General features: G+C 39.6%; 14 protein-coding genes and 1 riboswitch. Of the genes, 10 read left to right on the top strand and 4 right to left on the bottom strand.

What is annotated here, in order from left to right; translation table 11 throughout:
- Positions 1–2: 2 nt before the first annotated feature.
- The gene (locus QCD85_RS12705; protein WP_204823172.1) at positions 3–698 is read right to left on the bottom strand and encodes a response regulator transcription factor; all 696 of its coding nucleotides are present in this window, start codon (positions 696–698) and stop codon (positions 3–5) included.
- A gap of 357 nt (positions 699–1,055) precedes the next feature.
- Here QCD85_RS12705 and QCD85_RS12710 point away from each other — a divergent pair, with 357 nt between their 5' ends.
- From QCD85_RS12710 to QCD85_RS12750, 9 genes are all read left to right on the top strand, one after another.
- On the top strand, positions 1,056–2,438 hold the full coding sequence (locus QCD85_RS12710; RefSeq protein WP_274172193.1) for a sugar phosphate nucleotidyltransferase: 1,383 nt from the start codon (positions 1,056–1,058) through the stop codon (positions 2,436–2,438).
- A gap of 32 nt (positions 2,439–2,470) precedes the next feature.
- On the top strand, positions 2,471–5,266 hold the full coding sequence (locus QCD85_RS12715) for a PAS domain-containing sensor histidine kinase (RefSeq protein WP_301262841.1): 2,796 nt from the start codon (positions 2,471–2,473) through the stop codon (positions 5,264–5,266).
- A gap of 126 nt (positions 5,267–5,392) precedes the next feature.
- Positions 5,393–6,184 carry an SDR family oxidoreductase gene (locus QCD85_RS12720; protein ID WP_301262842.1) on the top strand — a complete coding sequence of 264 codons (792 nt, stop codon included), beginning with the start codon at positions 5,393–5,395 and terminating at the stop codon, positions 6,182–6,184.
- Between the two features lie 215 nt (positions 6,185–6,399).
- A riboswitch (glycine riboswitch) is annotated at positions 6,400–6,510 on the top strand.
- 160 nt (positions 6,511–6,670) lie between these two features.
- Positions 6,671–7,336: an L-serine ammonia-lyase, iron-sulfur-dependent subunit beta gene (sdaAB, locus tag QCD85_RS12725; RefSeq protein WP_301262873.1), complete on the top strand. Its 666-nt coding sequence runs from the start codon at positions 6,671–6,673 to the stop codon at positions 7,334–7,336.
- A gap of 24 nt (positions 7,337–7,360) precedes the next feature.
- Positions 7,361–8,254, top strand: a complete 894-nt coding sequence (gene sdaAA, locus QCD85_RS12730; protein ID WP_273613170.1) for an L-serine ammonia-lyase, iron-sulfur-dependent, subunit alpha — start codon at positions 7,361–7,363, stop codon at positions 8,252–8,254.
- A 326-nt stretch (positions 8,255–8,580) separates the two neighbouring features.
- Positions 8,581–11,406 carry an S-layer homology domain-containing protein gene (locus QCD85_RS12735; protein ID WP_301262843.1) on the top strand — a complete coding sequence of 942 codons (2,826 nt, stop codon included), beginning with the start codon at positions 8,581–8,583 and terminating at the stop codon, positions 11,404–11,406.
- Positions 11,407–11,634: 228 nt separating this feature from the next.
- The gene (locus QCD85_RS12740; protein WP_301262844.1) at positions 11,635–12,234 is read left to right on the top strand and encodes a nucleotidyltransferase family protein; all 600 of its coding nucleotides are present in this window, start codon (positions 11,635–11,637) and stop codon (positions 12,232–12,234) included.
- Positions 12,235–12,356: 122 nt separating this feature from the next.
- Complete coding sequence (locus QCD85_RS12745) at positions 12,357–12,929, top strand: GNAT family N-acetyltransferase (protein WP_204823179.1); 573 nt, start codon at positions 12,357–12,359, stop codon at positions 12,927–12,929.
- A gap of 3 nt (positions 12,930–12,932) precedes the next feature.
- Positions 12,933–13,994, top strand: a complete 1,062-nt coding sequence (locus tag QCD85_RS12750; protein WP_301262845.1) for an LLM class flavin-dependent oxidoreductase — start codon at positions 12,933–12,935, stop codon at positions 13,992–13,994.
- A gap of 69 nt (positions 13,995–14,063) precedes the next feature.
- Here QCD85_RS12750 and QCD85_RS12755 read toward each other — a convergent pair whose 3' ends face one another.
- The 3 genes from QCD85_RS12755 to QCD85_RS12765 form a co-directional block, all read right to left on the bottom strand.
- Positions 14,064–15,038 carry a ring-cleaving dioxygenase gene (locus QCD85_RS12755; RefSeq protein ID WP_301262846.1) on the bottom strand — a complete coding sequence of 325 codons (975 nt, stop codon included), beginning with the start codon at positions 15,036–15,038 and terminating at the stop codon, positions 14,064–14,066.
- Positions 15,039–15,295: 257 nt separating this feature from the next.
- Positions 15,296–17,971 carry a right-handed parallel beta-helix repeat-containing protein gene (locus QCD85_RS12760; protein WP_301262847.1) on the bottom strand — a complete coding sequence of 892 codons (2,676 nt, stop codon included), beginning with the start codon at positions 17,969–17,971 and terminating at the stop codon, positions 15,296–15,298.
- 359 nt (positions 17,972–18,330) lie between these two features.
- On the bottom strand, positions 18,331–20,640 hold the full coding sequence (locus tag QCD85_RS12765; RefSeq protein ID WP_301262848.1) for a right-handed parallel beta-helix repeat-containing protein: 2,310 nt from the start codon (positions 20,638–20,640) through the stop codon (positions 18,331–18,333).
- 185 nt (positions 20,641–20,825) lie between these two features.
- On the opposite strand from QCD85_RS12765, the gene QCD85_RS12770 reads away from it, so the two are divergent.
- Positions 20,826–21,194, top strand: a complete 369-nt coding sequence (locus QCD85_RS12770) for a winged helix-turn-helix transcriptional regulator (RefSeq protein ID WP_301262849.1) — start codon at positions 20,826–20,828, stop codon at positions 21,192–21,194.
- The last annotated feature ends 68 nt before the right edge of the window (positions 21,195–21,262 follow it).

Here is a 21,262-nt window from a genome sequence, read left to right on the forward strand (position 1 = left end):
TATTACATCACATATTTATATCCTGTACCCCAGACTGTACGAATATGCTGAGGATTTTTGGGATCGCGCTCTATCTTTTTACGCAAGCTGGAAATATGTACATCGATGGTACGATCCAGATAAGCGCGATCTCCTCCTTTAATACGATCCATCAGTTCATTGCGGGTAAAGACTTTGCCAGGGTAATTATACAGTTCTTTCATAATCGCAAATTCGATGTGAGTGACTTCAACTTCTTGTTCTTCGACAAACAGACTATGACGATAATCATTCACAGAAATTCGTCCTTTTTTGTCTTTAGATACATTGACTTTGGGCTCGGTAATAATAGTCGGGCCACTACGACGTAGTAATGCTTTGATGCGAGCATCCAATTCTTTGAGACTAAATGGTTTACACAAAAAGTCATCAGCACCGTTATCCAGTGCCTTGATCCGCTCATTCAGCATCGTATTGGCAGATATCATCAATACAGGTACGGTAGATTGTTTGCGGATCTGACTGACTAATTCACTTCCATCCATATCAGGAAGCATAAGATCGGTTACGATAATATCCGGTTTGAAATGAAACAGTTTTTGAATAGCGTCTTTGGAATCATGAATCATTTCGGTAAGGTAACCTTCTTCTTGAAGAAAAAATGCAATCATATCTGCCAGACTTTTCTCATCTTCAATAAGAAGAACTTTGATAGACATCGCTGTCACTCTCCTGTATGAAAAATAATAGGCTTGTTGAATATCTCCCTTTACTATTCTATAACATGCTTAATACAACGATATTTAAGCGAAATATATAGAAAGATCAAGAATAGAATTTCAAGTAAACATAGCAATTTCAGCTTTAAAACAATGAAAGTAATCCAAATGTTAAAAAAATGCGAATCAATTAGCATGAAATTTTATACGGAAAAGAGAACTTTCTTAAAATATACATGAGAAAATGGAATAGGACTATAGTATCATTCGACTCCCTATATTTATTTTCGGCAGAAACAGCTAAAATGAACAGTTTTTTTAAGTTCTTACTACATTTTTCGGAAGAGGGTTTCATATATGCGCATGATATTGTTGTCCGGTGGGTCAGGTAAACGTTTATGGCCTTTATCGAACGTTAATCGTCCCAAACAATTTCTTCCTGTTCTTCGTCATCAAGGTCAGCCTGAAAGTATGCTACAGCGAATCTGGAGACAATTGCAAGATGCAGGTTTGTCAGAGCAAGCTTATTTTTCAGCTAGCGGGTATCAAGCTGATCTGATTCGTGGGCAAATTGGTATCGATGCTACGATTATTGAAGAACCTGCGCAAAGAGACACGTTTCCGGCAATCGCTTTAGCAGCTTCATATTTATATCATCATGCTGGTGCTACACGTGATGAAATGATAGGAGTCATGCCGGTAGACGGTTATGCCGGTGACGAGTTTTTTGAGCATTTGCGTAAGCTTCCATCTATATTGGAGAAGTCTGGTGATGAGATGGTCTTAATGGGTGCTTCTCCAACGGAGCCTTCAGACAAATACGGATATATTGTACCATTGATGTCTGAACTGGTGGATAAGGAATATTTTGGGGTTTGCTCCTTTTTAGAAAAACCAGATATAATCACTGCCCAATCGTTAATACATAAAGGGGCATTGTGGAATTGCGGTGTATTTGCATTCCGCTTAGGATTTTTGCTAGACCATATTGAAAATCAAGGTTGGAACTCTAACTATAATGAATTGTTAAAGCACTATTTAGCATTACCCAAAACAAGTTTTGATCTAGCGGTTGTAGAAAAAACAAAGCATATATCTGTATTACCGTTTCATGGAGAATGGAGAGATTTGGGAACATGGGATTCATTAATTCGTGAAATGGATTTTGATGTGACCGGCTCAGGATATATCTCTCCTTTATCTCAAGATACTCGTATTATTAACGAACTCGATATACCGGTAAGTGTATGGAATGTTCCTAATGTGATTGTAGTGGCAGGGCCTGACGGTATTTTAGTGACCAATCGTGAAGATGCTACAGGCATTAAAGAGATGGTGGGACAGATAGAAATTGCTCCGCGGTTTGAAGAACGCTTTTGGGGCAAACAAACGATTATTTCTCATCGGCAAGATGAAGGCGGGCTGGAGACAGTGACCAAACGAGTCGTGATTACATCAGGTCGCTTTATCAGTTATCATGAACATAAATTACGTAAAGAAGTATGGACGATTATATCAGGTATAGGATATATCTGCCTTGATGGAGTTATCACGATGATCTCTCCAGGTGATGTTATCGTTGTAGAACCGGGGATGAAGCATTGTATTGGTGCTTCTGAAGGTGAACTGGAATTTATTGAGTCACAGATAGGCAAAGCTGTATCGGAGACTGACATTATAAGATACGAATATCCTGGAGTGACTCCAGATGGTTTGTTATCAGAAGGTCTTTCGGGTTAACCTGCTGTCCGTGGTAGAAAGGACCGTTAGTCATGAAATACAGAATACTTCTTTGGTTCCGATCTCCTTTGATAGGAACAATCATCTTAACGATCTTTGGCATAGCAGGCAATTATTTTAAATTGGACTTATCTTTAAATTTACGTTTTGCACTGGGCAGCGCAGCACTTCTGATTATTTTCCGGTTATATGGATTACGATTTGCTGTGCCTGCTTTACTCGCTATAAATATACCTTTTGGATTTGGCGGGTCTTATCTTTTTATGACCGGCTTGTTTGGTTTGGAGATTTTATTTTTGCATTTGTACTTCAAGCGATTTAGCAGAGGAGTTTTATTCAAAGCAGATCTGATCTTTTGGTTATGCATAGGTCTACCTCTGATATATGGTATGTATGAATATCGTCTTCATCCTATTGATATTCAAATGATCGCCTTGATTCTTCTTGAGCAAAGTTTTAATAGCATTATTAATTTATTGATTGCTTCGATTTTGTTAGAAAGTATTATGAGTCGTGTAGCGATAGGCAATCAGCCTATCTATTCGATTTCGCTGGGACGTATTATTTTTAAATATTTAATTGCCTTCGTTATCTTTACAGCGTTGTTATTATTAGTGGTTATCAGTCATCAACAATTTTATGATATTCAAGGGTTGTATTCTTCATATATGGAACGTTCTTCACAAGTGTATAAGCAAGATATACAGATTAGTTTGTCAGATATGCGCAAAACCAAACCGTTAATGAACATATATAAAAAGAACTTTTATATCGATTCAGTTGTCGTAAGCCCGTTAGGTACATCTATGTATAGCACGCTCAATAGCGAGACGACACAACAACTTGTAGAGTCTAGAAATGATGAATCTTTGATTATTTCTACTACCAAAGATGGAGCTACTATTTTTCATCATTTCCCTATAAATCGGTTAACGCTGATCGAGCGATGGCAGGAGTCGTACTTTGTTATGGATATTCCACTAGATCATAATTATCGATTAATTTTAAAATTGACAGCGGCGTTTTATTTAGAACGTATTTATATATTTTATATTCAAAGTATTACAACGATTTTGATTGTTATCGGGATAGCGATTTTGTTGGCAGGCCCGATTAGCCGTAAAATTACTAAGTCTTTACTGGAGTTAGCCAAAGCGTCTAACAATATTCCTGATAAATTGAGTAAAAATAAGCCGATAGATTGGCCGGATAGTAATATTGTTGAATTTCACGCATTAATTGATAACTTCAAATTAGTATCACTGGTATTAGAAGAGCAGTTTTTGCAAATTCAACATGATAAAGAGAATTTAGAAATTCGTGTAGTTGAACGTACATTTGATCTGGCAGAAAGTGAAGCTCAAAAAAGTGCTATTCTCAAATACGCTATTGATGGCATCATTTCAACAGATCATCAGAAAAAAATAACAGAGTTTAATCCTGCCGCTGAAAAGATGTTTGGCTATACACGTGAACAAGTGATGGGTAGACCATTATCGGAATTATTGCTACTAGATACGATTCCAGCAGGAGACAACAACTGCCCGGTCACAGCTATTCATGCAGACCGTACAGCTTTTCAAGTGGGATTAACACGCAGTGAGATTCTAGCCGAAGAATCTTCGTTCCAGACATTTTTTGTACATGATTTGACGCAACAAGAAAGAGCGCAAGCCGAGCGTTATGAACATGAACGTCAATTGGAAGTGCTGACCGATCGATTACGAGAAGAACAAGGCGCAGCAGAAAAACAAAAAAGTATTACCGGCAATTTACTGGAATCGGTACAAGAAGGCATTGTAATGTGTGACTCTCAAGGGATTATTTCATTTATTAATCCGACGATGTTATCACTATTTTCAATCAAAGATTATACCGGTTATCCTATCCAGCAATTGTTACGTGATATAGAAAGTCAACTGGTCACCGAAACGTCTTTATGGATTGAAAAGTTAGAGCGATTTTTGCAAGGAGAACACACATGGAATCAAGGCGAAATGGTGTTGTTACAAAATGAAAAGATTCTATCGCTCTATGTCACTCCAGTAACAGATACGGTGCAACAGATTGAACATGGTGTGATTCTTGTTTTTCGAGATCGCACTGAAGAAGAGCATATGAAGCAGATGCAAAATGAATTGATGAGCGTAGTCTCTCATGAATTGCGCACACCATTATCTGCAATGATGGGTTATATCGAAATGTTAATGATCTATGAAGACATGTCGATTGAAAAAAGGCATGCTTTTATAGAAACGATTCATCAAGAAGGACAGCGGTTGTCTCATTTAATAGATGATTTTCTAGATATTCAGCGAATCGAAGCTGATTATGCTGAGTATCATATGACCTATATTCCGCTATATGAAATGTTGCAAGGTATTTGTGATCAATGGAATCCAGAATCAAGAGACCGTATCCTGCTTCATCACGAAGGATTGCATGAAGTATTTATTAACGGCGATCAGCAACGCTTGATTCAAGTTTTTCGAAATTTGATTAGTAATGCTCTTAAATACTCTTCAGATGATTCGATGGTTCATATTGTTATCAACGAATTACAGGATCATATTTCGGTGTCGATCAAAGATTCAGGAATCGGGATTCCACCGGAAGATCATGGTCGCATATTCCAGAAATTTTTCCGGGCAAGTTCTGCTTCCAAGCACAATATCAGAGGAACAGGGCTTGGATTATATATTACAGAGCGGATCGTCAAAGATCATCAGGGTGAATTGAATTTTGTATCCAGACCCAATAAAGGTTCTACCTTTTCTGTGATTCTACCCAAACCGAAAAAGAACGATTCTATTCAGCACACTGAATAATATGCAATCATCTGATTCACTGCTCTGTCTGCTAGGGTACTTACAATAGGAAACGAGATAACGTTATCATAGAGCTACAACGTTTATCTTTAAAAGACAAATTCTGAAATATGGAGGCTTATCCCCATGGCAGAAACAAAATTAACCGGTAAAGTAGCAGCAGTAACAGGTGGCGGATCAGGAATAGGTAAAGCATCAGCGATACGATTTGCAGCAGAAGGTGCTGTTGTATATATGTTAGATCGTACGCCTGAAAATGCAGAAAAAACCAAAGCTGAAATTGAAGAAGCTGGCGGTAAAGCATATGTAATCGAATGCGATATTTCCAAGCCAGAAATGATTGAAAGTGCAATGAAACAAGTAGCGTCTGAAGCAGGTCAATTGGATATTGTATTTGCTAATGCAGGAATCAACGGTAGCAAAGCTCCTATTGAAACTTTGGAAATAGATGATTGGAATCAAACGGTGGAGATCAATTTGCGCGGTACATTTGCAACTGTAAAATATGCTATCCCTCATTTGAAAGAAAATGGTGGTAGTATTATTATTACAAGTTCTATCAATGGTAATCGTGTGTTCTCTAATGTAGGATTCTCTGCATATGCCTCTACCAAAGCAGCGCAAGTTGCTTTTATGAAAATGGCGGCATTGGAACTGGCTCGTTACAAAATTCGAGTCAATGCTATCTGTCCGGGAGCGATCGATACTGAAATCGATGATAATACGTATCCAAGTGATGATCTAAAAGAAGTAGAGATTCCTATGGAATTCCCTGAAGGTGATCATCCGCTTAAAGGTGAACCAGGCAAAATCGAAGAAGTAGCTAACCTTGTGCTATTTTTAGCATCTAGTGAAGCTTCTCATGTAACAGGTACAGAGATATTTGTAGATGGCGCTGAATCGTTATTAAGAGGATAGTTGTATCTACAAGTATATAAGATAAAATGTTCTATCGATTCACTAGCAAAATCCTTTTCCGAGCATATCGGGAAAGGATTTTGTTATGTCTACCACTTATTAGTTCTTTTTCAAATCAATCAATTGACAGTGTCAGGTGTGCTGAATTAAGCTAAAGATATTGAACGTATTCACGTTAATAAGATCAGGTCAATCACGTAAATAAATAACTGCACATGAAGATAGAGGGAGAGTCTGTGGATGTATGTGATCCACCACCGAAGGAGCAAGCTAACCATTTGGCGATGGTTAATTAATCTCTCAGGTACCCGAACCGCTATTGGATGCAACTCTGGAGAGAGCATATGAGCCACCCAAGGAGTACCACCGACAGTTGTGTTCGGTCTAAACTCTCAGGTAACGAGGACAGAGGAATAGGCCACGCGCAGGCTATTCACTGTCTTTTTTTGTGCGCGCATATTTTGGTGATAAGGGAGAAGAAAAATGATGCGATTTAAAAATGTATTTAATATTATTGGACCTGCAATGGTAGGACCGTCTAGTTCACATACAGCAGGAGCAGCACGTCTGGGTAGAGCAGCGCGACACTTTTTGGGCAAATGTCCTGAGCATGTACAGATTATTTTGTATGGTTCTTTTGCAGAGACGTATTGGGGACATGGAACAGACCTTGCTCTAGTAGGCGGTTTGCTTGATTATGATACCGATGATGATCGCTTACCGGATGCAGCTGAAGAAGCGGATCGTCAAGGCATTACGATTTCTTTTGATAAAGGAACAGGCAATTATCCTCATCCTAACTTTGTGCGTATTATTGTACAGAATGGAGAAGAACGTGCCGAAGTCGCAGGTGCTTCGATTGGTGGAGGTAATATTGAGATTCATGAGTTAAATGGATTCGATGTGCGCGGGTCGGGTCAATATCCGATGTTGGCAGTTGAACATATGGATAGTAAAGGAGTACTTGCTGATATTACACGTACACTGAGCGATGCTGAACTGAATATCGGATTTATGGATGTCGATCGCAAAGCACGTAGCGGAGAAGCGATGACTGTGATAGAACTTGATACTGTACCTGACCAGTCTGTGCTTAACCAGATTTTGCAATTGCCTTATGTTACCCGGGCAGCTGTGATTGATTTGAAGTAAACGAAGTTTAAAGGAGAGTGTGATATGCAATTTCGCACATTAAAAGATATTGTTCGGTTATGTGAAGAACGTTCACTAACGATAGCGGAACTGATGATTGAAGAGCAAGTGAAAGAAACAGGAGTAAGCGAGCAAGACGTTATTCAACAAATGACCGATTATTATCAGGTGATGAAAGAAGCGGTTGAGCGCGGAATCACAGAAGATACCGTTTCACGAAGTGGACTGACCGGTGGAGATGCACGTCGTGTACATGACTATATGTTAAGCGGAGATACATCGTCAGGCAGTGATGCGACGCGTGCGATGGCTTATGCATTAGCCGTATCAGAAGTGAATGCTTCAATGGGACGGATTATCGCTACGCCTACTGCAGGCTCATGTGGTATTATTCCGGGAGTATTTGTCAGTTCGCAAGAGCGTTTTGGTTGGGATGATACACAGATGGTACAAGGATTGTTTGCAGCCGGTGCTATCGGTTATGTCATTGCTAACAACTCTTCGATCTCAGGCGCAGAAGGTGGATGTCAGGCAGAAGTCGGTTCAGCAATAGGTATGGCCGCTGGAGCAGTGGTTGAGATGCGTGGTGGTACACCGGAACAAGCGATGCATGCTGTAGGGCTTGCTCTAAAAAATACACTTGGATTAATCTGTGATCCAGTAGCAGGATTGGTAGAGATTCCTTGTATTGTTCGTAATGGATTAGGTGCAGTAAATGCGTTAGCAGCGGCAGATATGGGGCTAGCTGGAGTACGTAGTGCTATTCCTTCAGATGAAGTGGTCGATGTCATGTTACAAGTCGGACGTTCGATGCCAAGTGAACATCGTGAAACAGCTCGGGGTGGACTCGCTCAAACACCAACAGGACGTAAAATTACGGAAGAATTAAGACGCCGTAGACAAGAGAATAAGAATTAACTAACAAAATATCCATTTATATGCATAATACCGAAAAGCCGTTTATAATAAAGCGGCTTTTTTCGATTTTTCTTCAAACCTTTCCTTAATATTCCGATAAATTGTTGTATAATTCGATATATACACAAATAAATTAGTAGTATAGTTATTCAACTTTTACCCTAATTTAAAGGGTACATACTAGTATGTATGGGTCTAAAGTATTGTATTTATTTTGAAATAAAGGTTCATACGATGTGTTTGGAGGTGAATACAACGTTATAGCTTGTTCGTTATGTCAACAAGCTTTAAATAATCTTATGATATTCAAAGTGGGGTCAACACACATGAGGCAGTATGTAGCTTGCTTGCTGATTATATTACTATTATGTACGAATGCGACAAGCGTTTCAGCCACTAGCACAGAAGCATTTACCGATATCAAACAATCGTATGCTTTTGATGCAATTACGTCATTATCCGCGCAAGGAGTCATTACAGGTTATGAGGATGGAAGCTTTCAACCGCAACGCTCGATTTCTAGACAGGAATGGGCGAGTGTTTTTGTTAAAAGCTTAAATTGGACATCCGAACCAGGAACAGTATTACCTTTTACAGATGTATCTCCCTGGGCTGTTCCTTATGTCAGTGCATTGTATCAACATCAGATTACGAATGGGATCAATGCAACCACATTTGGTGTAAAGCAATCGATTACCCGTCAAGACATAGCGGTCTGGTATGCTCGTTATCTAGGCTTAACCGATACCTTGCAAAAAGAAGGCATAGCTACATTTGCCGATCAAGCAGATATTTCAGATTATGCCAAGTCCAGCGTATGGCTGATGGAGCAGTTAGGCTTAATGCAAGGAAATGAGCAACATCTGTTTGCACCAAAACAGCCTGTTCAACGTCAGGCAGCTATACTGGTCGCTTATCGGGTACTACAATCTGGAGACGAGTTACATCAGCGTGCAAAGCAATTGTTAGCGCAAGGGACTAAGCCTGTATCTAAGCCAGCTAGTGAGGCAGAGCCAGACCTTCAACCTGTACTGACGATAGGCGGTAAATCACCTGCTACAACCATAGATAAAGTAGAAACAACACCTGAGATCACAGGAAAACGAGCAAATGCTAAAGACAAGGACCGTAATCAAAATAATCCTAGACCCGATCCTGAAGTACCTGTTGTTCCACCAGTAACTTCACCTCCAGTTGAGCCTATATTTGTATTTGATCGTGTGAGTATAGACGCTCCTGTATTGTGGAATGATCCAGCAACATATAATGATTATCAACTATCATTTTATTTCTGGTATCAAGGTCAGAAGATTGCTTGGCCTGAGAAAATATTATCCGATCTTACGTATCAATTTGAAGATAAATTAAATATATTTGATACCCGTGGCAAAATTATTCATCCTGAACATATTCCCGCAACAGGTGGATTGATTCCGGTCACACTTCATCTTGTATCACCACAAGCGAAGCTTGATCTTCATGTCACGACGATGGTGATGGTCACTATCAAATCACCACCGCCAGTAACTCCACCTGTAGAACAGCCGGAAGCGGAGCCAGATCGTGTCATTCGCTCTGTTTATATGGATACGTATACGTTAGATCAATCGGTATCACTCAAGTTAGATTCATGGCGTATTCGTTATGTGCTTCAAGATGTGTACGGTCAGCCGATTGCGCCTGAGTATTTACCAGCCGACCTGCATATTCGATTTGAAAATGATACAGGGATTATTGATGAACAGGGACGTATTATCAATGTGCATAATATTCCGCCTGTAGGCAGCACAATTCCGGTTCGAATCAGTGTAACCTCACCTTCGACCAGCGTATATCTGAATAAAGAATTTGAGCTGAAAGTCGTAGCAGGTGAACGTAGAAAGCAATATTTTGCTGTATCTGTGATGTTAGAAGGAGGATCAGGTTCTTCGACGACACTAGCTGAAATGCAACAGATGCGTAGTATGCTGGCACAGATTGATCCGCATTTACACATTACATGGGCAATTGATAACAATTTTGTTTTCCAAGAAAGCAATCGTCCGCAATTACAACAAGTGTTACAGTATGTGGATCTGTATGGAGATGAAGTAGGTATTTTGTCAGGTTATCCGAACAATCACTATACATTAGCGCAATGGGGCAATGAAATGAATGAGTGGTTGTATATGTATCGCTATAATGCTATGAATGCGTTACATGAATCAGGTACAGTAGGGCAACCTTCAGTATTTACCAGTATTCCGGTAGCATATCGTCCTACTTCATTGTCCAGCTTTGCCGTCAATCCAGAGCAGGTGACATGGCTCAAAGATCATTTTGAGATCACCTCGTATATGGGCTGGGCAGCGACACAGTATAATGTGAATCAATTATTTGGAGAAGGTTCGCCATTAATGCCTTACTGGTCGAATCAATATAATCCATTGGTGCCCGCGCAAGGAGATGTAGACAATAGCGGAGCTGTATTTATGAATCCTGTCACGATCGACCCGATTGGTTCAAGGTATGTGGAAAAGTCCTCCCGTTGGACGATTCATCCGGGTGATCCGTATGTGAAAGATTCGAATGCTGAGCCTCAACTATATACCGCCCAGCAATATGTGGATAATCCGTATCAAATGATGAACACAGTTAACTATTTATCTATAGTGATTGATACGAACTGGGTGTTACGTCATGATAATTTGTTCAATGGATGGAAAGACTTTGTCGATCATTTTCCAGCAGGACGTGATGTGAGTATTGTAGGGATTAATGAGCTTGGTCAAACGTATCGCACCCAATCAGGAGCGACTAATCATCAAGCCCAATTTACACTGATGTTCCGGGGTTCCGGATATACGACAGCTTTAGATGGCAATAATTCACCAGCCGATACTCGTTATTTATGGACTGAAAATGCGTACCAACGTCTTATTTTGCGTAAACAAGATGGAGATCAAGCATGGTCAGTGATCGATTTTACCGATTATACGAAAACGCCTGTTCCGCAGACGCCGTATGCTTTTGATAGTCATACAGAAGTGAGTTATGTGACCGGACGTAATTACAAAATTGCGCCCAACGCACCGCTAACGTCCGCTGAAATTCAACGGATTCAAGAGCGATTGCAACAGATTCATTTTACCGAAGAAGTGGATTATCAGTAGAACATCATACCCAAGGCATTCCTGGAAAGTTAGGGATGCCTTTTTGGTATATTATTGTAGAAGGAATACATAATAGAGATAGCGCAAAATAGAAGATATTGCATCAGATATCGAACAAAGGAGTAGAGAATAGTGGGTATACATGAAAGATGCAATTCAAAAGCAAATGAATAGTTCAAATGAAAAGATAGACGATCTCAAATCTTTTTTATAAAGGAGATAATAGATATGCCTGTACCTCATAGCGATCACGAACAGACGATACACCAAATCATTATAGAATGGATCACTGCTGATTGCTGGATGATGGAGATTTTGCGAAATGTACGGGATTTAGGATTGCCAGATAGTTGGGTATGTGCTGGATTTGTGCGTTCGAAAATCTGGGATCAACTTCATCAGATAGAACCTCGTACACCATTAGCAGATATTGATGTGGTTTATTATGATGCTACTGATCTAGATGAAGAAACAGAAAAACTATGGGAACAACAGCTTTGCCGGATGCAACCCCAATTACCATGGTCAGTGAAAAATGAAGCACGCATGCATATTGCTAATCGGATTGCGCCCTATCATTCTACCGTTGATGCGATATCATGTTTTCCAGAAACAGCTACAGCATTAGGGATTAGATTAGATGAACAGGATCAATTGATTCTGGTCGCTCCATGTGGACTAAGGGATGTTTTTGAAATGAAGATACGTGTCAATCCACGCTTTCTTCAGAGTCGAGGAGATATTCATATTTATCAGCAACGTGTTCAACAGAAAAATTGGCAACAGATCTGGAATCGTTTAACGATTATCGATTCCCCAACGCTGTAGCTTATGAATTGATAGGCTCCATAAGTACCTATAGAAAAAATCAATTAGAAAAGTGGTATAATCAATGTTAGATTATAATATAATAATCTGATGAACATAGTCGGAATAAAGAGGTGACAGAATTGAGTGACATTTATCGTTTGGCAACATTGGAAGATGCAGAGCGTGTACTTCATATCACATATGAAGCCTATGTAACTATTCGTGAATTAGGATTAACATGGCCAGCAGCTCATGCTGATCTAGCATTGATTCAAGATAATATTACGCATAATAAATGTTATGTGTTAGAACAAGATGGATTGATTGTAGCGACTGTAACTTTGGCTGATCCTGAACGGGTCAAAGAATTAACAGCTGAGACAGGATTACCGTTTATTATGTGGTTTGCGGTTGATCCGAATGTACAAGGAACCGGCGCAGGTAGCAAATTGTTAAACTGGGTCGAACAACATATTATCCGTGATGAAGTAGGAGCACCTGCGGTGACACTCGGTACAGCGGAAAAACACCCATGGTTATTGCCGATGTATGAGCGTAGAGGATATGAAAGTATACGAGCTAGAGATGCAGGCAAAGGAGAAGGACCGATGCATTTAATGCGTAAAGTGGTTCATCCCGAGCGTTTTGAAGCTTATTTGCAAGAACGTAAGCAAGCAGAACAAATTCAACAAACCTCTTCTCAAGGTAATTAACATATGAAATTTGTCGTATTCAGTCTTATTGCGAACCTTCCTCATGCGCTAACAGGTGAGACCTTAACAGCACAACAGAAATTCCAAAATATATTAAAACAAGCAGAGTTAACAGAGCGTCTAGGGTATGATGCTTATGGTGTAGGTGAGCGACATGGAGAACCTTTTTTGTCTTCTTCACCTGCTATTGTACTGACTGCAATCGCAGCACGCACATCACGTATCCGTCTGTTGACGACTGTAACGGTATTAAGTGTGCTTGATCCGGTAAGAGTAGCAGAAGATTATGCTACTCTTGATCATTTATCTAATGGACGCTTAGAATTGATTATTGGTAAAGGGAACGATCCGCGCCATTATGGATTATTCGGAATCACTGAAGAAGAACAATGGGATTCATTAGCAGAAAGATATGAATTGTTACGACAATTATGGAGTCAAGAAAAGGTGAATTGGCAGGGGAAATATCGTCCGGCATTGAATGAGTTTACAAGTCAACCGCGTCCATTTCAATCGCCGATTCCAATCTGGCATGGAAGTGCCTCAAGTACACGTTCTACAGAATTGGCAGCCAAGTATGGAGAACCGATTTTCTCATCCAATTCTTTTCATCGACAGGACAAATATAAAGCATTAATTGATCATTATCGGGAACGGTTAGCTTATTATGGTCATGATCCATCTCAAGCTATTGTGGGCGCAGGAGCAGGAAGCCTGTATCTAGCGAATACGAGTGAAGAAGCTATTCGTCGTTATCGTCCCTATTATGATCATTTTCAATCTACGGATGCTGCGAAGCACAATCAATCGCCTTTTGTAGATTTAGAAGATAATATTGCAAATGGCCCGGCTCTGATCGGAAGCCCTGATCAAGTTATTGAGAAAATTCTAGATTATTACCAAGCATTTGGACATCAGGTATTAAGTATCAGCGTAGATGGATTAACCGAAACAGAACAGTTAGAACAACTTGAACGATTTGCAACAGAAGTTGCACCTGTGTTAAAAAAAGAAATTCCCAGTACGATATGGGAAAAAGAAGTGCAAAAAGAGCAGCTCATTTAAGAGTTGCTCTTTTTGTGTATATTCTATTATTTGAAGATGGTCAGATTATTTTTTATTCTGTTGCTTATCTTATACTTCATCCAGTACAAGCGGACGAAGATTAGCTTCGATCTGTGCACGTTTGCCTTCAAGGAAAGGAGGCAGAGAAAGGGTTTCACCTAACGAATCCATCGATTCATCAATATCGAATCCTGGTGTGTCTGTGGATAATTCGAATAAGATACCATTCGGTTCACGGAAATAAAGAGCACGGAAGTAGTGACGATCTACTTTACCTGAATTAGGAATACCTAATTTGGATAATTTGTCTGACCATAGATCATATTCGGATTCATTCGGTACGCGGAAAGCTACATGATGGACACCACCGCGACCTAGACGTGCATGTGGAAGATCAGGACGTGTCTCGATATGGACTTCTGCGCCTGCGCCACCTTGTCCAGTAGAATAGACTTCAATATCTGCAAAATCGCCTGCAAGCGAAGGATATGAGCCTGTATGACGGAATCCCATCACTTCAGTCAAAATCATAATGGTCGAAGCAGGTTGAGCTAGTGTTAGTGTAGTTGGTCCAAGTCCAAGAATCCCGTATTCTACAGGTACTTCAGATTGATCCCAAGCTGTTCCAGCCGCGACACCTTGTTCGCCGTTGTCGGCTACAAGAATAAGGCGTGTACCTTCAAAGTCTTGAAAAGCCAATGTATCTCGTCCAGCACGTTTTTTGATTTCTTCATGAGTCACATTCAATTGGTCAAATCGATCAGACCAGTATTGCAAAGCTTCTGTTGTCGCTACTCGTAAAGATGTTGCTGAAATACTAGATACCCCTTGATAGCTAGGTCCGATACCCGGTAAATCAAAGAAAGTCAATTCTGTACCAGGAGAAGCAACAGCATCACCGTAAAATAGATGATACGAAGTAGTATCGTCTTGATTAACTCCTTTTTTCACTAAACGCATACCCATAACTTTAGTATAAAAATCGTAATTTTTTTCCGCTTTACCTGTCATAATCGAAACGTGATGAATACCTAATAATTCCATAATGAATATCCTCCTCAAAGTCAAACCATCTATTTATAAATGTGCTTACATTTGAAATCTTAATATTAAGATAATTATAACATGGAGAAAATTAATTACAAGTCTTTTCCATGAAAAAAATATAGTAACTATGTAAAAAAGAAAAAACTACGAAAAAAAACTAAAAAAGAACCTTTAGATCAGAGAATCATCTCATTGATCTAAAGGCTCTGCTTGTATAGATAAATAGATAAAGAATATAGATAAGGAATATTGAATTAGTGATTCGTTAATCCACCAGATTCAGCGCGTGTTACTACATTGGTACGATAGTCGTCTTGGCTTAGTCCAATCTTAGGCATAACTTCATTCAGATCCGGGAATTTCGCTAAAATGGTTTTGTTGTCTGTACGCAAATCCATTTTGCTATAATCGTAGAATCCTGCACCGCTAACACTAGAGATAAATTGATTACCTTCTACTGCAACATCGCCTAATTTGGGAACAACAATATTCGGTGTATTGACCATTACATTGTTATTCATTTTTGTACCATTCGGATATTCAGGATGCCAGTTCGGATCAAGAATACTGCTCCATAATGGATGATCATAACCATACATCTTTTGCAATTTGGCTCCATATTCTTTCCATACGCCGCTTGTTGGATTCATTTCACGAAGTTGATCGGCATAGATACTATTCACACCATGAGAATTACTGTCGCCCCGTTGATCGACTTGGATCATATTGGAATCGACCACTAGATTGTTGTTAGCGATATTGTCATGTCCATTGAGCAAAATGCCTTTGGTTGAACCTTGCACAATATTATAACGATAATTATCGCCACTATCTGCACCATCTGAATAAAATCCATTAGAACGTTTGTTATGATGAACAAAATTGTATTGAAGTACATTGCCATACGAAGCCCAATCTTGAGCAGTATAGAATGCGCCTGTATCGCCTTCGATCAAGGACGTATTATGCACTTCATTGTACTCGAATGTCAAATTGTTACTGTACACATAACGAACAGCATCTTTAGGCACATCATGCAGTAAATTATGATCGAATTTGACGCCAACTGAATTACGCACCAGAATTGCTTCCAGATGAGTCAGATCCCCTACATTGTGAATATGATTGTTGGTGACACGACTATTGGCAGCTTCTAACGTTTTACGATCTCCTGCATCGTTAATACTGATACCGAATCCACCTGTTTCATAAATATCATTACTTTGGAAAAGGTTATTCGTCCCATCTACATCGAGAATACCACCATTTCCTAGATTACGAAGCGTATTACCTGCAATCGTAATATGGTCGGTATTTTTAAGTTCAATGCCGTTACCCATACCACCTTCAACCGTGAATCCTAGCATTTTTAGATTAGAAGCTCCATCGACAGAAATCACTGGATTTTCTTGGTCAGCTACAATAATGTTTTGGCTTTTCAGATTGCCTTTAGGATAGTAATAAATTTGACCATCTTTGAAGTCAAGTGACCATTCACCAGGAACATCGATTTCATCCAGATAATTAATCAATTTCCATTCTTCTGTACCGGAACCGATCCGATAAGGAGCTTTGATTTTGGATGAATAAGAGCTAGGCGTAAGGTACGTACTTGCAGTTGCTGATTGATATACATCTTTGTTGACGGATGAAGGGACTTTCACTGAATCGGTACTGTGTTCAGTTACGGTTGCATCATTACCTGTATGTTCAGTAACTTCAGAAGGTAACGATAGATTATGATCCGCATCAGTCGCTTCTGTCGTTAATTGAGAATCTTCAGTGAGTTGTTCTTTCAAGCGGACAGACCCAGATTCACCCTGTGCATTAAACAATTTGTATGATTGTGGGGTAGAGTCTGTATCATGTAATGCATCGTCTGCTGCTGGCTCGCTTGTTGCAGAAGCAGAAGGAGCAATACTGGATGCCGCCTGAGAATCTTCACCGTATGTGTTGGCTGTGGCAGAGGTAGCAGAAGCATAATCTGTTACTGCCGCACTCCATTTGGAACCCATACCGCCATCAGGAATATCTTTAAGTGTGATGACATTGTGTTTGGTATCGATCGATTGTACAGAACTGGTCAAAGGGCTCCAGACCGTTCTCCAAAAGCCTTTAAGATAAAGAGCATGTCCTTGAGATAAAGACTTCTGCCAGCGTGCTGCACGATTGCTTCCGTCCAGATCTAACGTATCTGTTGTGTCTCCATTTTCAGGAATACCACCATCACCATAATAAAAAGATTTGGCATCTGCTGAACCATTCGCTGTTGTCCAACCTTTGCGATGTCCATCTACAGATTCGGTAACATTAGGCCATTGAGAAATAGGTTGACGAATACCGTTAGAGATCAGATCAATAATACCCCATTTTTCGGTAAACGAAGTGCCACCTTCAAAATGCTTAATATGCTTCAGTCCCAGTGACTTCACATCTAACTGATAAAGGGCATTGGCATCTACATCAGGATGAACACGTGCTTTGGCTGCGGCACTGAGCGGTTTCCAATCGGAAGCATCAATACGAATCCCGTTGGTTAATGTCACTTGTTCACCTGAATACGTACGGTAAATAATAGGTTTATCCGGTGTACCTGAATCTTCAGCTGTAAATTGCAAGTTGGAAAATTCATATTCTCCACCTTTGACCCATACCGTCACTCCATAATCGGGTAGGTCGCCTTTTAGACTGCGGATAGCATCACGTGCTCTTTCCAGGGTGGCGTATGGTTTCTCTTTAGTGCCATTCCCATCCGTATCGCTTCCGGCTGTATCAACGTACAGATTCCAACCAGTTTTTGTCACAGCACCGCTATCAAGATTGATAACTTCTTGACTTCCTACTTTGTCAGCCGATGCGTATGGAACCGCCATCGCACTACTCAAAGCAAGCATAGCTGTGAGCGATATGATTTTCTGGAACTTCTTCATAAATATAAATTCCCTCCATTTCAAAATCCATTGATGTTGTTGGGATGATGGTTTATCCCTGCTGTGATGGGTATTTTGATTTAATTAGTTAATCACCTCCTAAAATACATATAAATTGGTAAAATCAGCGGATGCTTTTATATAATAAAATACAGATGCAAATATAGCAAAGCATAATTTCATACTTTTTTAATAAAATTTCAATTTGTTCATAAATTAGTTTCTTTTTTGTAACCATTTGAGCATACCGATAGATTGCTTGTCAAGTGCAGGTAGTATAATGTCTGAAAATAAAAAGGGGACTGATCAATTGCCTTAGAGCACAACTGATCAGTCAGTAATATGAACCATATTCTTAATTAAGAAGTAGATTGATGATCAGAAAGACCGTCTGAATCTGCACGATTAAAGGCTTTGGTACGGTATTCATCTTTGTACAAACCAATCGTTGGGAAAATAGTATTCAAGTCAGGAAACTTCTCTAATATTTTGGCATTTTTGGTGCGCAAATCAAGGGTAGCTAGATTATAAAATCCTGCATCCGAGGTACTACTTAGTGTCGTATTACCTACTGCTGCGACATCACCTTTTTTCGGCAATTTGATTTGTCCGCCAGCGCCTACAATCACATTATGATTGAGCTTACTGCCATTCGGATATTGAGGATTCCATTTATCATTTAATACACTGCTCCATAGATTGCCTTTTAAGCCGTATTTTTTAGCAAGTTGTTCACCGTATTTTTTCCAGGTGCCTGTCAATGGTTGAAGCTCTCGCAGACGATTGGCATTATCGCTACCCAATCCATAATTTAACTGATTAGAACGATCGTTAATTTCAAGAGATTGTACATTAATTAATAAATTGTTCATCGCTAGATTATGATGTCCATTTTCGAATAAAAAGGCGCGTGATGTATCTTGAATAATATTGTATTCATACGTATTACCACTGCTACCACCATCCGCATAAAAACCATTTGAGCGTTTATTATGATGAATAAAGTTATAACGTAATACATTTCCATACGAAGACCAGTCTTGAGCAGTATAGAAAGCCCCAGTATCGCCTTCGATCAGTGATGTATTATGCACTTCATTGTATTCAAGCAATAGCTTATTGCTAAATACATAGCGAACTGCATCTTTGGGAACATCATGCAGTAAATTATGATCGACCCGTACACCGACTGAATCACGAATAATAATCGCTTCTAGATGGATCAGCTTGCCGATATGATGAATATGATTATTGGTAATTCTGGTATTAGCAGACGATAATGTAGCGCGATCTCCAGCACTATTCAGACTAATCCCAAAACTTGCCGTATCATAAATATTGTTACTACGGAACATATTATGATGACCATCTACATCTAATATTCCACCATTTACATTGCGAATATTGTTGCCTGCAATCGTAATATGATGACTTCTTTTCATTTCAAAGCCATTGCCCATATTATTCTGCAATGTGAATCCTTTAAATTGTACATAAGAGGTACCATCCATAGTAACGATAGGTGTATCTTGATCACCGATTACTGTCTGCAATTTATGAATATCCGAAGGAGGATAGTAATAGATTTTGCCATCTTTAAAATCCAAAGCCCATTCTCCAGGTGTATCGATTTCTTCTAGCAGATTAAGTGCTCGGAATTCTTCAGAGCCATCACCAACACGATAAGTAGAAGGTGTACTGCTGTTGTCATTTTGCTCATTGGTTGTTCTTGATAGAGTAGAAGGAGCAACCATCGCACTGAATTTAGAACCCATTCCACCTTGTGGTGTATCGAGAAGTTTAATCGTTTTTTGAGCTGGATCGATTTGACTGATCTGAATACTGGCTGGACTCCAAAGGGTACGCCAGAAACCTTGTAAATAGATAGCATGACCGTTTTGGATCGCATTCTGCCAGCGCTTAGAACGATTGGTTCCATCTTCATCTAAAATATTAGTGCTTGAAGAACCCGGTTTTTGATAATAAAAAGATTGAGCATTATAGACACTTTGAGCGATTGCCCAGCCAGCTCGTTGTCCACCTGCTACTTCTGTTGTATTCGGCCAACGGGAAATAGGTTGCATTTGATTGTTGGCAAATAAATTCAAAATGCCCCATTGTTCTGTAAATGAAGTGCCGCCTGCAAAGCCATTGATATGCTTCATTCCTAATTTGCGTACATCCAATTCTACTAGCTGCTTGGGATCAATCTTGGGATAAACTCTAGCTTGAGCTTCCTGACTGAGTGGTTGCCAATCCGTTACTGGCTTGCCTGTAGAAAGCGTAACTTGTTCTCCTGTATAAGTACGATATGTAATTGGAGAAGCGGCTGTACCTGAATCTTTTTTATCCAGTTGAAAGCTAGAATCCATAAGATAATTCCCTTGCTTCACCCAGACCGTTATGCCTCCTTGAGGAAGTTTACCTTTGTAGGCACGAATCGTTTTCTGAGCTTGTTGCAATGTAGCATAAGGCTTGGTTTTACTACCATTTCCAGTCTGATCATTACCTGTTTTGGCGATATAGATATTCACTCCAGACTCCTTTACAGCTCCACTACTTAACGGATATGCTTCTTTTTTAGTATGAAGACTGTAGTATAATACTCCTGCCAATAAAGCGAATAATACCAATCCCAAAAGGATGATCCGCGAACTTGATGCTTTCAAGCGAACACCTCCTTGTAAATATAATTTGATATAGAATGAGTTGGCATTAGTATAGGTAGAATCACTAACAACTGTCAAATATCGTGTATCTGCTATGCGAATGTAGTAAGATTACCATAGCATATCCCAGAGAAGCTGTTTTTATTAAGGTATCAACCTACTTTATCAGAAAGGTGGACTATATTATGAAAGACGAAGAAAAAGTCTATAATACAGCAGTTGAAGTCACATTAGAAGTAATCGGTGGCAAATGGAAACCTGTGATTTTATTTCATCTGACGTTTGGTAAAAAACGAACCAGTGAACTGAAAAAGTTAATCCCAACGATTACTCAAAAAATGTTGACCCAGCAGTTACGTGAACTGGAAGAAGCAGGGATAGTATTGCGAACGTCTTACAATGTAGTGCCTCCCAAAGTAGAGTATGAATTAACCGAGTATGGAACAACTCTCACCGAGTTACTTCATATGATGTGTAAATGGGGAGAAGTTCATCTACATAGACAGTATGGTGATCAAGCTCGTATTGTAGAGTCTCCTTCTCAAGTGATATAAATCGTCAAAAGCCGAAACCTTATCACTAAGGTCGGCTTTTGATAGACGATACATATAGAGGAAAAGTA

The sequence above is a fragment of the Paenibacillus sp. PsM32 genome (genome assembly GCF_030433815.1).
Taxonomy (GTDB): Bacteria; Bacillota; Bacilli; order Paenibacillales; family Paenibacillaceae; genus Saccharibacillus; species Saccharibacillus kyungheensis.